This window comes from Microbacterium sp. EB106-03-03-XG65 (genome assembly GCF_058791955.1).
Map to the genome: position 1 here is coordinate 2,765,516 of NZ_JBYTEB010000001.1, position 12,887 is coordinate 2,778,402.

Here is a 12,887-nt window from a genome sequence, read left to right on the forward strand (position 1 = left end):
GTGGCCGCTCAGGTCGATGTGCAGACGAACGATGAGACGGTCAGCCTCCCCGCAGCGCAGCCACCGGTTCCACCCGCGCGGCGCGCCGTGCCGGGTACCAGCCCGAGCCCCATCCGACGACGGCACCCAAGACCGCACCCGCGATCGCCACGAGTGGATCGGTGACCGGCGTCCACCCCTGCACGACCGCCACGGCGATCACCGCGAACACCCCGAGCGCAGACCCGATGAGTCCGCCGATGAAACCGATCACGATCGACTCGACCATGAACTGCGCGCCGATCTGACGACGGGTCGCCCCCAGCGCGCGGCGCAGACCGATCTCGCCGATGCGCTCCATCACCGAGAGCAGCGTCACGTTCGCGATGCCGAGGCCGCCCGCGAGCAGAGCGATCACACCGAGAATGAGGAACACGACGTTCACGTCGGACTGCACGCTCTGGCTCAGATCCGACGAGCCGGACGGGGCCTTGGCCTGGAGGCTCTCCGGGTCATCGGGCTGCAGTGCGAGCACCGCCTGCTCCGCCACTTGAGGACCTGCGCCCACGACGATGCGGATGTCGAGTTCCGAGGGCGCGAGCAGTCCGAAGTCGGCGCGGGCCGCCCCCGTCGGAACGATCACCGCATCCAGCAGCTCGCTGCGTCGCTCCATTCCGTCGACGATGCCGATCACCGCATAAGCGACGCCGCCGATGAAGACGGAAGGCTGCGAGTCGACCCGGTTGATCCCCATGCGCTCCGCCGCCCTCTGCCCGAGCACGGCGACACGGTCGGCGCGCGCATCGTGACCGGCGTCGAAGAACCGACCGGTCACCAGCCCGCCCTCTGTCGTGTCGAGCAGATCCGGCGACGCCGAGTACAGCCGCGGCGACGCGACCGCTGCCGCCGAGGGGTCGTTCACGGGCACCGCGGTGATCGTCTCGCCCTCGGTCAGTTCGACCTCTCCGAGCAGGGTCGCACTCTCGACCCCCGCGAGCTGCGTCACGCGATCCGGTGAGTTCCACGGCAGCCGGCCGGCCGCGACGCTCTGGTTCTGCGAACCCGACTGCGCCGTGGCGGCCGTGACCACCACCCGGGTCGCCGCCGCGCCGTCGAACTGACTCGCGATCTGGGCGGCAGCCGTCTGGGCGAATCCGATCGTCGCCACGAGAGAGGCGATGCCCAGTACCGTCCCGAGGATCGTCATGACCAGACGGGCCGGGCGCGAACCGATGTCCGAGGTCGCCTCGGCGACGAGGTCCTGGAACGTGAAGCGGTCGGCGTGGGCGATGGCCGGCACGAGCGCAGCGCCCGCGGCATCCGTCACCGTCTCCTGCGGTTCCTCGGCCTTCCGCCTGCGCCGACGCCAGGCGATCACAGCTCGCTCAATCGGCCGTCGGAGATGCGGATGCAGCGCCGTGCTCTGCGCGCGACACCGTCGTCATGAGTGATGACGATCAGGGTCAGCCCGTCTTCGTTGAGCTCTTCGAACAGCGACATCACTTCACCCGAGGTGCGCTGATCGAGGTTGCCCGTGGGCTCGTCGGCGAGCAGCAGTCGCGGTCCGCTGACCACCGCGCGCGCGACGGCGACTCGTTGGCGCTCACCACCGGACAACGAGTTCGGGAAGAAGTCGATCCGGTGCCCGAGCCCCACCCGCGTGAGCGCGTCCCGCGCGCGCTGCTCGCGCTCGCGCCTCGGTACCCCGCTGTAGAGCATGGGCAGCAGCACGTTGTCGAGCACCGTGCGACGCGGCAGGAGGTGGAAGGACTGGAAGACGAAGCCGATGAACCGGGCGCGCACCGCGGCTCGCTCGTCGTCCGAGAGGTCGCCGGTGAGCGAGCCGGACAGACGGTACTCCCCCACGCTCGGCCTGTCGAGAAGACCGAGGATGTTCAGCATCGTCGACTTCCCCGAACCGCTGGGACCGACGATCGAGATGTAGTCCCCCGGCGCGACGGACAGCGTCGCTCCCTTGAGGGCCTGCACCTCGGGCGGTCCCGGGAACGATCGCGTCACGTCACGCAGCTCGACGAGCGGCACAGCGGAATCCGTCTCGGATTCGGCGGTGAGGATCGACGTCTGGGCGTCGGTCACTTCCCCACCACCACGAGATCGCCCTCGTCGAGCTCGCCCTCGACCGGAGTGACCTCGACGGCGCCCTTCGCGGCGAGCCCTGTCTCGACGACGACCAGGCGCGTCTTCGCATCCTCGCCCTCGCGGGGATCCGACTCGACGACTTCGATGCGCGATTCTCCGCCCGGACCCGCTGTCAGGGCCGCAAGCGGCACCGACAGCACGTCGCCCTCCGTGGCCCCGACGGCGATGCGCACACGCAGGTTGCTGCCCTGAAGCTGTGCGATCTGCTCGGCGGTCAGAGGATCCGGCTCGAAGACCACCTCCCAGCGGGCCTTGGCGTCTTTCCCCGGCTTGAGCTCCGAGACCACGGCGCGATGCTCCGTGCCGTCGGGGAGTTCGAAGATCCCCTCGGCGCCTGCCTCGAGCAGTCGTGCGTCTGCTTCGGCCGCCGCACCGGTGAGTCGCACCGTGGCACCCGAGACCGTCATGACGGCACCCGAGATCGCGCTTCCTCGCTTCACATTCACCGCGTCCACGCGCCGGGGCAACTCGGTGAGGAAGAGCACCTCACCGGACGGCAGATACGGCAGCACGCTCTCCCGAGCACTCGCGAGCGATTCCTCGGCCGCGCCGACCTGCTGGCGGGCGGCATCGAGCGCAGCCCGCTCCGCCCCCGTGTCACGGGCCGCCCACAGCTGGTCCCGCTCGAGGCGCGCGGTCTGCACGTCCCATTCCGCCTGCTGGACGTTCGTCCCCTCGGCTCCGTTCTTGGCATCGGCGAGGGCCTGCTCGGCCTGTGCCACGCGCACATCCGCCTGCCACGTCTCCAGGCTCGAGGGTCCGGCGCCCGCGGCGGCGAGGGCCTGTTCGGCTTGAGCCACCCCGCTCTGGGCCGCACGCACGCCCTCCTCGGCGGCTCGCACCGTGTCTTCCGCGCCCTCCTCGGGGGAAGGCAGCGGGTAACCGGCCTGCGCGTACAGCTGACCGACAGCGTTCGCCGTCGCCTGATCGAAGAGGTTCGACGCCACGTCTCCGGCGTCGATGCCGATGCTCACCAGCGCCTGCTTGAGCTGGAGGACGTCGGGACCCGAGACGCCCACGCGCAGCGTGCGGTAGGCCGGCAGCTCCCCGGGAAGCACGATGACGGGACGCCCCACGACCTCGAGCGCGATCGACAGCGGGTTCAGCGTGGCACCCACCTCGGGCACCGATCCGGTCACGATGCTGCCGCCGCTCGTGGTGTCGATCGTCACCTCGACGGCATCCGCGTATCCGACATCGGCACGCAGGGTCACGTCGTTGCTCAACGCTCCGAACTCGACCGGAACCGTGACGAGTCCGGGATCCGGTGTCTCGCTCGCCTCGGCCGGGGAGATCAGGAAGCGACCGACCAGGAGGCCGACGACCAGGCTCACGACGGCGCAGGCCGCCACGATCCAGAGCGTGCGGTTGCCTCGGAGTATCCGTCGCCACCCGCTCACGCGGGACGTGTCGACATCGTCGGTCTGCTCCGGAAGGAGCTCAGCGGGAAGTTCAGTCGTCGGGGTCTCTTCGTCCTTCATGTCAGCTGTTCTGCTCGGCGGCAGCCTTGAATGCCTCGAGGTCCGCCTTGTTCTCGGCGATGAACTTCTCTTCGATCGCGAACTGGATCTCGAGCGACTTCTTCATGTAGGACAGCGACGTGCGGCATTCGAGATCGGCGACCGCGAGCACGATCTCCCGCTCGCCGAGCTCCGCCATCTCAGGGCTCTCGGAAGGGTCGACGAAGTCGGGCGACTCGACGTCGACCTCGGTGGTGCCGTCGCCGTAGGCCGCGTCGAAGAGAGCGCTCTGCTCATCGGAGATCGACTGCTGCGCCTCCATCGGAGAACCGAAGCCGGGCTCGCCCGCATCGTCCATGCATGCGGCCCACTCCGCGTTCAGGTCTTTCAACTCCGGGGCCTCCTGCGCCTCGGTGAAGACCTCGTTCATCTTCTCGCGAAGGCCCGCGAACTCATCCGACTGCCACGGGTCCTCTCCCTCGAGCTCGTGCTGAGCCCACCCCTGGCATCCGGCGTCCTCCCAGTTGTACTCGTAGCTGCCGTCCTCGGCGAGTTCCTCCTCCTCGGGCGGAACCCCGTAGGCGACCTCGTAGTAGGCGGTCTGCTCGGACTCGGAGAGGGATTCGACGTACTCCGAGTTCGGGTCGACGTACTCCTCTGCCGACTCCTCCTGCGTGATCTCGTTGTACGGGTTGTTCACGATCCCGTACCCGTACTTCTCGACCCACTCCTTCTTCTCGGGCTCCCACTCGACCTCGTCGTCAGAGAAGACGATGCCCCCGTTCTGGGTGTTCGGCGTGTACTCGAAGCCCTCTTCGGCCATGCACTCGGCCATGAGCTCTTCGGTCTTCAGCTGCCGCTCCTCGAACTGCTTCTGCTGCTCCTCCTGCGAGAGGTCGCCGCCGTATGCGGCCGACAGGTACTCGTTGAGAGGCGAATCCTCGTACGTGACCTCATCGTCAGCAGCGCCGGAGCACCCGGCCAAAGTGAACACCAGAGCGGTCGCGGCGAGCGCAGCAAGAGGACCGGTGGTACGCATGACTTACTCCATTCATCGTCGATACACAGAGATCGACGCTCTCGAGTAACCCTAGGGGGAACGTCTCGATCCCCGCGTCCCCCAAATGGCGGACGAAAATACCTCCGAAGGATGACGTCGCTGCAGCCCGGATGCCGCTATTGCGCTCTCGGATGAGAGGTCGCGTACACGTCTCTCAGAGTGTCGACCGAGACGTGCGTGTAGATCTGGGTCGTGGCGACCGAGGCGTGGCCGAGCATCTCCTGCACCACGCGCACGTCGGCGCCACCCTGCAGAAGGTGTGTGGCGAAGGAATGCCGGAGCGTGTGGGGCGACACTTCCGCAGTGATCTGCGCGCGTGCGGCGGCGGCACGGATCACGAGCCACGCACTCTGCCGAGACAACGGCGCGCCCCGCGCGCCGAGGAAGACCCGAGCGGACGCACGACCTTTCGCCGCGAGCTGCGGTCGCACCCGGGTGAGGTACGCGTCGAGAGCAGTTCGCGCATACGAGCCGAGCGGGACGATCCGCTCCTTCGCCCCCTTTCCGCGCAGCCGCAGCACGTCGCCGTGGGCGAGATCGTCGACGTCGAGTCCGACCGCCTCGGAGATTCGAGCACCCGTGGCGTACAGCAGCTCGAGGAGCGCACGGTCCCGGATGCCGATCGGGTCGTCCGACGGCGGAGCGTTCAGCAGCCGCTCGACCTGATCGATCGTGAGTGCTTTGGGCAGGCGGCGAGGAGCTTTCGGTGGGCGGAGGCGTCCGCTCGGATCGTCGGACTCGATCCCCTCCCTCACGAGGTACCGGTGCCAGCCGCGCACCGACGACTGGAGGCGGGCGAGGCTCGTCGCGGCAGGAGCGGGTTCCGCCTCAGCCCGCTCTGCGATGAACCGCCCGACCACGGTCGGAGTGACCTCCGCGGTATCGCTGATGCCGGCATGCTGGAGCCACTCGAGGTAGCCCCCGAGGTCGCGCCGGTATGCCGCAACGGTGTGCGCGCTCAGACCGCGCTCGATCGTCACGTGGCGCAGGTACGAGTCCAGCGCCCGATCGATCTGCACGTCAACTCCGGGCGCGCCGTCGCTGCGCGGTCGCGAGCACTCCGATCGTCAGGATGCCGTTGCGCATGCGCCCGTCGAGCACGGCGTCGACGGCGTCATCGAGCGGCACCCACTCGACACGGATGTCGGCCTCCTCGTCCTCGCGCTCGTGCGCGGCGGGAGCCGACGAGATGCCGGTGGCGAGGAAGAGATGGATGACCTCGTCGTTGCCGCCCGGGGTCGTCCATGACGACACCAGCGGCTCCCAGTGCTCGGCGACCAGATCGGCTTCTTCCGCGAGCTCGCGCTTCGCAGCCTCGAGCGGCGCCTCGTCGGCGACGTCGAGCAGACCGGCGGGCAGCTCCCAGTCGCGGTGACGGATCGGATGCCGGTACTGCTGGATCAACAGAACCCGATCCTGGTCATCGAGCGCCAGGATCGCCACCGCACCGGTGTGTTCGACGTACTGCCTGCGGATCTCGCCCTCGCCATAGCGAACGACGTCGTCTCGCACGTTCCACACCGCGCCGCGGTAGGCGAGCTCACTGCGGAGCACCTCTGGTTCGAACCGCTCGTCGCGAAGGTGCTCGACCGCTGCCGTCTGCTCGCGCGACGCCGTCTGATCAGACATCTGCGGCGTCGACGTCGAACAGCTCGCTCGATCGGTTGCGCTCGATCGCCGCGCCCACCAGCCCGCGGAACAGCGGGTGCGGATCGGTCGGACGTGAGCGCAGCTCGGGGTGAGCCTGGGTCGCGATGTAATACGGGTGCACGTCGCGGGGCAGTTCCACGAACTCGACCAGGTCGAGGTCGGGGTTGAGGCCGGAGAACACCAGACCTGCCTCGGAAAGCTGCGTGCGGTAGGCGTTGTTGACCTCGTAGCGGTGGCGGTGACGCTCGGAAGCCTCAGGAGCGCCGTACAGCTCGCGCGCCAGAGATCCTTCGGCGAGGGCAGCCTGGTACAGACCGAGACGCATCGTCCCGCCCAGATCGCCGCCGTCGAGGATCTCGATCTGCTCGGCCATCGTGGCGATGACCGGAGCTGCGGTCTCGGGGTCGAACTCGCTCGACGAGGCGCCGTCGATGCCCGCCACGTCTCGGGCGTATTCGATCACCATGCACTGCAGGCCGAGGCACAGGCCCAGGGTCGGAATGCCCTGCTCGCGAGCGAACTTCAGGGCGCCGAGCTTGCCCTCGATGCCGCGGATGCCGAATCCTCCCGGAACGCAGATGCCGTCGAGGGCGCCCAGCTGCTCCTTCGCGCCCTCCGGCGTCTCGCAGAGATCGGACGGGATCCAGCGGATGTTGACCTTGGTCTCCTGCGCGAACCCGCCGGCCTTGAGCGCCTCGGTCACCGAGAGGTACGCGTCGGGCAGGTCGATGTACTTCCCGACCAGACCGATCGTGACCTCGTGCTTCGGGTTGTGCACCGCATGCAGCACCTTGTTCCAGCGCGACCAGTCGACGTCATCCGCCTTCTGATCGAGGCCCAGGCGGCGCACGATGTACGAGTCGAGCCCCTGCTGGTTCAGCGTGGACGGGATGTCGTAGATGCTGGGAAGGTCGACCGTGTTGATGACACCCTCGGCGTCGACGTCGCACATGAGGGCGATCTTGTTGCGGTTGCTCTCGCTGACCGGGCGGTCGCTGCGCAGCACGAGGGCGTCGGGCTGGATGCCGACCTGGCGGAGCGCCGCCACCGAGTGCTGCGTCGGCTTGGTCTTCTGCTCGCCCGAGGCGCCCATGAACGGGACCAGGGAGACATGCACGAAGAACACGCTGTCGCGGCCGAGCTCATGACGCAGCTGACGGGCGGCCTCGAGGAACGGCTGCGACTCGATGTCGCCGACCGTGCCGCCGACCTCGGTGATGATGACGTCGGGGCGAGGATCCTCGGTGGCCTGAAGACGCATACGACGCTTGATCTCGTCGGTGATGTGCGGGATCACCTGCACGGTGTCGCCGAGGTACTCGCCGCGGCGCTCGCGAGCGATCACCTGCGAGTAGATCTGTCCCGTCGTGACGTTGGCGGCCTCGGACAGGTTGATGTCGAGGAAGCGCTCGTAGTGTCCGATGTCGAGATCGGTCTCGGCGCCGTCATCCGTGACGAAGACCTCGCCGTGCTGGAAGGGGTTCATCGTGCCCGGATCGACGTTCAGATACGGGTCGAGCTTCTGCATCACGACGCGGAGTCCGCGGGCGGTGAGGAGGTTACCCAGGCTCGCGGCAGTGAGCCCCTTGCCCAAAGACGAAACGACACCACCAGTCACGAAGATGTGCTTGGTCGTGTCGTTCTTGGGCCCCGCAGAAGAAGAGTTCATCACGGGCTTCGATCCTATCAGTCCGAGGAGGCGCCGAGGCTGAGAAGTTCTCGGGCATGGGTGAGTGCGGCGTCCGAATCGGTGAGCCCGGAGAGCAGACGAGCCATCTCGGCTTCGCGTTCCGCACCGTCCAGACGGCGCACACTCGAGGCGGTCACAGCTCCGTCATTCGACTTGACGACGCTCAGATGGTTGCCGGCGAAGGCCGCCACCTGTGCCAGGTGCGTCACGGCGATCACCTGCGAAGATTCCGCGAGCCGGGCGAGTCGTCGTCCGACCTCGATGGCGGCGGCACCGCCGATCCCGGCGTCCACCTCGTCGAACACGAACGTCGGCACCGGATCGGTACCGGCGATGACGACCTCGATCGCGAGCATCACGCGCGAGAGCTCTCCACCGGAGGCGCCCTTGGCCACCGAGCGAGGCTCGGCTCCCGGGTGGGGCGCGAGCAGGATCGCGACGTCGTCGCGTCCGTGAGTCGTCTCGGCGCCTGGCGACACCGCAACCTCGAGGCGGGCGTCGGGCATCGCGAGAGCGTGCAGCTCATCGCTCACAGCCGCGCCCAGCCGCACCGCCGCAGATGTTCGAGCGTCCGTCAGGGTCTGGGCCCGCTGATCGAGTTCGACCCTGGCTGCGTCGCGCTCGGCCTGCAACCGCTCGAGTCGTTCGCCGTCGTCGTCGAGCTCGGCGAGCCGTGCCGAGCCGCTCTGCCAGAGCTCCAGTGCCTGTTCGAGCGATCCGTGCGCGCGGATCAGCACGCTGAGAGCGGCGCGACGCTCTTCGACGGCTGCGAGCTCGTGCGGCCCCGTCTCATCGAGGTCGGCGAGGTAGGCCGACAGCTGTGCGGCGAGGTCGGTCACCCGGTAGCCGATGTCGGCGAGCGCGGCGGCGATGTCGGTCAGCGTGGCATCCGATGCGCGTTCGAGCACACGTCGCGCTTCCGCGAGCAGAGCGGTCACATCGGGTTCGCCGACCTCGTTCGACAGCGCGCCATGCGCCTGAGAGGCGGCGATCCGCAGCTCCTCCGCGTTCGCGAGACGCTCTGCGCGAGCAGAGAGGTCTGCGTCCTCACCGGGTTCGGGCGCGGTGGCCTCGATGAGAGCGAGAGCATCTCGCAGTCGGCCCGCCTCCTCCGCCCGGCGATCGCGATTCTCGGTGATGTCGGTGATCTCGGCGTCGAGCTCCCGCCATGACGCGAAGGACTCGGCGTAGGCATCCAGCGCGTTAGCGATGGGCGCGCCGCCGAAGCGGTCGAGGGCATCGCGCTGAGCGGCCGACGACTTGAGTCGCAGCTGCTCGGACTGTCCGTGAACCACCACGAGCTCCTCAGCCAGTGCCGACAGCACACCCGCCGGTGCCGCACGGCCGCCGACGCTGGCTCGACTGCGACCCTCGACGTTCAGTGTGCGTGACACGTAGAGTTCGGCGAGGCCGCCGCCTGCAGGTTCCAGCTCTCCCCCGGCGTCCGACACGATGTCGGCCACGTCACCGGATTCCGGCACGACCCACACTCCGGCCACCGACGCCTGAGAAGCCCCTGCCCGTACGGCGCCCGAATCAGCCCGCTGTCCGAGCAGCAGGCCGAGGCCCGTGACGACCATGGTCTTGCCCGCGCCCGTCTCGCCTGTGATCGCGGTGAATCCCGCGCCGAGGGGCAGCACGGCATCGGCGATCACGCCGAGCCCCTGAAGCCGCATCTCCTCGATCACTTCGTCGCCCCCTGACCCCGCCAGCCGGCGACCGGCAGCCGGAACTTGCGCACGAGACGATCCGTGAACTCGGTGGGGTGCAGACGAGCGAGACGCACGGGCCGCGACGAACGCCTGACCACAACCCTCGCGCCGGGAGGAAGATCGTGCGACCGACGACCGTCGCACCAGAGGATTCCTGATCCCGACGTCCCCTCGAGCATCTCGATCGCCACTGCCGCGTCGGGACTCACCACGAGGGGCTTCGCGAACAGAGCGTGAGCCGACAGCGGAATCACCGCGATGGCTTCGACGCGGGGCCAGATCACCGGGCCGCCGGCCGAGAAGTTGTAGGCGGTCGAGCCGGTGGGAGTCGAGATCACCATGCCGTCGCAGCCGAAGCTGGACAGGGGGCGCCCGTCGATCTCGAGCACGACCTCGATCATCCGTTCGCGGCTGGCTTTCTCGACCGTCGCCTCGTTCAGCGCGAACGTCTCGTAGACGACAGTGCCGTCGACGTCTTTCACGCGGATCGCGAGCGCCAAGCGATCCTCGACGTCGTAGTCGCGAGCGATCACTCGTCGGACGGCGTCGTCCATGTCGTCGCGGTCGATCTCCGCGAGGAATCCCACGTGTCCCATGTTGATGCCGAGAACCGGCGCGGAGCACCCCCGCACGAGTTCCGCAGCGCGGAGGATCGTGCCGTCGCCGCCGAGGACGATCGCGAGCTCCAGGTCGTCCTGCTGCACGGTATCGCCCAAGACGTCGACATCGGCGAAGTGCGTGTCGACGGCGCGCAGATCCGCACTGTCGTCGGGAGCGAGTACCGGACGCGCTCCCGCGCCCCGCAGCGCGTCGATCACCCGTCGTGCGGCGGCCACGGTGTCGGCGCGGCCCGCGTGGGCGACGACCAGGATGTTGCGCTCGTTCATCGTCCCCCTGTCAGTGCGTTGATGCGGTCCGACCATTCTGACGGATCGCTGCCGCGCCCCGGTGCGAGATGCACCAGATACTCCGTGTTGCCGTGGGTGCCGAGGATCGGCGACGGCAGGATGCCGAGCATCCCGAGCCCTGCGTCCCACGCGCTCCAGACGGTGCGTGCGACGGCATCCGCGCGTGTCGCAGGATCCGTCACGAGACCGCCTCTGACCGCTGTGCGTCCGACCTCGAACTGCGGCTTCACGAGGAGCACGATGTCGGCATTCTCTGCGGCCACGCCCACCACAGCGGGGAGGACGAGCTCCAGAGAGATGAACGAGAGGTCACCGACCACGAGATCGGGCGCTTCGGATTCGGAGGTCGCCGCGGTGAGGCTCTCGGGTGTCATGTATCGGACGTTGTAGCCCTCGACGCTCACGACGCCCGGGTCGGACGCGATCGATCGCGCGAGCTGGTCGTGACCGACATCGACTGCCAGCACCTTGCGGGCTCCGCGTTCGCGCAGCACCTGGGTGAAGCCGCCCGTCGATGCCCCCATGTCGAGAGCGAGCCGGCCCTCGACCTGGACGCCGAATCCATCGAGGCCGGCGATCAGCTTGTGCGCGGCACGCCCGACGTAGTGGTCGGCGCCCGCGACGGTCACGACCGCGGACTCTGCGACCGAGGTCGAGGCCTTCATCACCGGTCGACCGTCGATACTCACCAGTCCGTCTGCGATGAGCGTCGCCGCATGCGTGCGCGACCTCGCGAGTCCTCGGGCGGCGAGGGCAGCGTCGAGTCGCGTCATCGGGCGCCCGGGGCGTCACGCTGATCGAGCTTCGCGCCGCTGTCGAGCCTGCGCGACAGCTCGTCGTGCAGTCCGGCGTAGGCGTCTGCGCGGGCGGCGAGCGGCTGCCCTTCGATCAGGCGCAGCCGACTCCACAGACCATCGGTCGGTGCATTCGACGTCTCTTCGCTCACGGTTCTACTGTACGCGGCGCGGCAGACGCCTCGGCGAAGCCACGGCGCGGGACGCTCAGGGCCGGATGCTCAGGGCCGGATGCTCAGGGCTTATGGAACGGATCGTCGTACAGGCGCTCGGGGACCCGCAGCACGAAGACCGGAATGCCGGAGGCCCAGATCGCCGCAGCGGCGGCGCGCAGCAGGTCGATCTGCGAGTCGCCCTCTGCGATGATCTCGACGTCGGCACCCACGACGCGCACGGATGCCCCGTTCACCGAATGGACGCCGTCTTTCGACGTCGCTTCCGGATACGGCTCGTGCAGTTCTCGAAGATCGCTGAGGATGTAGGTCGGGCGCGACCCCTCGGGGGCAGCGAGCACGTGCTTGGGCCGGTCGATGCCGGTGAGCACGAGGGCGGAGTCGATACCCGCACGGACGGCGCCGAGGATGTCCGTGTCGAGACGGTCGCCGATGAACAGCGGCTTCTTCGCGCCGAACCGCTCGGTGGCCTCTTCGAAGATAGGCACCTCAGGCTTGCCCGCGACCGTGGCGAGCCGGCCGATCGCCGTGTGCACGGCCGACACGAGCGTGCCGTTCCCCGGTGCGACGCCTCGCTCGCGCGGGATCGTCCAGTCGGTGTTCGTGGCGATCCACGGAATACCGCCCTCTTCTTCGGGAACCTTCAGCGCGAACGCGGCCTCGGCGAGATCCGTCCAGGCCACCTCGGGCGCGAAGCCCTGCACCACGGCATCCGGGGCGTCCTCGGCGCTGCGGGTCACGGTGTACCCGGCCTTCTCGGCTTCATCCACGAGACCCGCTCCGCCGACGATCAGAAGGGTCGCCGGCGGCGGCACGATTCCTGCGAGCAGACGCATCGCGGCCTGTGGACTGGTGATCACGTCGGCCGGGGCGACATCGAGTCCGAGACCCGAGAGGTGCTCGGCGACTGAGGCGTCGGTGCGCGAGGCATTGTTCGTGATGTAGCCGAGACGCACCGATGCTGCGGCAGCGTTCAGGCTCTCGACCGCGTAGGGCAACGCCCCCGGACCGGCATAGACGACGCCGTCGAGGTCGGCCAGCACGGTGTCGACCCCATCGAGAGGTGTCCGCGGCACGGACCGCTTCGAGAACAGCCCCACTACGCGTCCTCTGAGGCGTCGGATGCGGCGGGCTTCTCTCCTGCATCCGGCTCCTCCGAGCCGTCTGCGTCCTCGCCGAGGAGCTCGCGCACTTCGTCGTCGATCGACGGCTCGATGTCAGCATCAGCATCAGCATCAGCATCAGCATCAGCATCAGCATCAGCATCAGCATCAGCATCAGCATCAGCATCAGCATCAGCA

Annotated in this window: 12 protein-coding genes and 1 pseudogene; all 13 read right to left on the minus strand. The window is 68.4% G+C overall.

What is annotated here, in order from left to right; translation table 11 throughout:
- Nucleotides 1-40: 40 nt before the first annotated feature.
- Nucleotides 41-1,357, minus strand: coding sequence for an ABC transporter permease (locus tag AC3WS6_RS13100; RefSeq protein ID WP_492501415.1), 1,317 nt, complete (start codon nucleotides 1,355-1,357; stop codon nucleotides 41-43).
- Nucleotides 1,354-2,076, minus strand: coding sequence for an ABC transporter ATP-binding protein (locus tag AC3WS6_RS13105; protein ID WP_492501416.1), 723 nt, complete (start codon nucleotides 2,074-2,076; stop codon nucleotides 1,354-1,356). The genes AC3WS6_RS13100 and AC3WS6_RS13105 overlap by 4 nt, the downstream gene beginning before the upstream one ends.
- Nucleotides 2,073-3,620, minus strand: coding sequence for an efflux RND transporter periplasmic adaptor subunit (locus tag AC3WS6_RS13110; RefSeq protein WP_492501417.1), 1,548 nt, complete (start codon nucleotides 3,618-3,620; stop codon nucleotides 2,073-2,075). Before AC3WS6_RS13110 ends, AC3WS6_RS13105 begins: the two co-directional genes overlap by 4 nt.
- Nucleotide 3,621: 1 nt before the next feature.
- Nucleotides 3,622-4,638, minus strand: coding sequence for a hypothetical protein (locus AC3WS6_RS13115; protein WP_492501418.1), 1,017 nt, complete (start codon nucleotides 4,636-4,638; stop codon nucleotides 3,622-3,624).
- A 137-nt stretch (nucleotides 4,639-4,775) separates the two neighbouring features.
- Nucleotides 4,776-5,678, minus strand: coding sequence for a site-specific tyrosine recombinase XerD (xerD, locus tag AC3WS6_RS13120; RefSeq protein ID WP_492501419.1), 903 nt, complete (start codon nucleotides 5,676-5,678; stop codon nucleotides 4,776-4,778).
- 1 nt (nucleotide 5,679) lies between these two features.
- The gene (locus AC3WS6_RS13125) at nucleotides 5,680-6,288 is read right to left on the minus strand and encodes an NUDIX domain-containing protein (RefSeq protein ID WP_492501420.1); all 609 of its coding nucleotides are present in this window, start codon (nucleotides 6,286-6,288) and stop codon (nucleotides 5,680-5,682) included.
- Nucleotides 6,281-7,978 carry a CTP synthase gene (gene pyrG, locus AC3WS6_RS13130; RefSeq protein ID WP_492501421.1) on the minus strand — a complete coding sequence of 566 codons (1,698 nt, stop codon included), beginning with the start codon at nucleotides 7,976-7,978 and terminating at the stop codon, nucleotides 6,281-6,283. Before pyrG ends, AC3WS6_RS13125 begins: the two co-directional genes overlap by 8 nt.
- A 17-nt stretch (nucleotides 7,979-7,995) precedes the next feature.
- Nucleotides 7,996-9,687: a DNA repair protein RecN gene (gene recN, locus AC3WS6_RS13135; RefSeq protein ID WP_492501422.1), complete on the minus strand. Its 1,692-nt coding sequence runs from the start codon at nucleotides 9,685-9,687 to the stop codon at nucleotides 7,996-7,998.
- The gene (locus AC3WS6_RS13140) at nucleotides 9,684-10,598 is read right to left on the minus strand and encodes an NAD kinase (protein ID WP_492501423.1); all 915 of its coding nucleotides are present in this window, start codon (nucleotides 10,596-10,598) and stop codon (nucleotides 9,684-9,686) included. The genes recN and AC3WS6_RS13140 overlap by 4 nt, the downstream gene beginning before the upstream one ends.
- The gene (locus AC3WS6_RS13145; RefSeq protein ID WP_492501424.1) at nucleotides 10,595-11,392 is read right to left on the minus strand and encodes a TlyA family RNA methyltransferase; all 798 of its coding nucleotides are present in this window, start codon (nucleotides 11,390-11,392) and stop codon (nucleotides 10,595-10,597) included. Before AC3WS6_RS13145 ends, AC3WS6_RS13140 begins: the two co-directional genes overlap by 4 nt.
- A complete protein-coding gene (locus AC3WS6_RS13150; RefSeq protein WP_201470185.1) occupies nucleotides 11,389-11,565 on the minus strand; it encodes a hypothetical protein in 177 nt (58 codons plus the stop codon). The genes AC3WS6_RS13145 and AC3WS6_RS13150 overlap by 4 nt, the downstream gene beginning before the upstream one ends.
- 83 nt (nucleotides 11,566-11,648) lie before the next feature.
- Complete coding sequence (locus AC3WS6_RS13155) at nucleotides 11,649-12,686, minus strand: HAD-IIA family hydrolase (RefSeq protein ID WP_492501425.1); 1,038 nt, start codon at nucleotides 12,684-12,686, stop codon at nucleotides 11,649-11,651.
- Nucleotides 12,686-12,887 (minus strand): annotated as a pseudogene (locus AC3WS6_RS13160) (hypothetical protein); the annotation flags it as partial. The gene AC3WS6_RS13155 and the pseudogene AC3WS6_RS13160, both read right to left, overlap by 1 nt.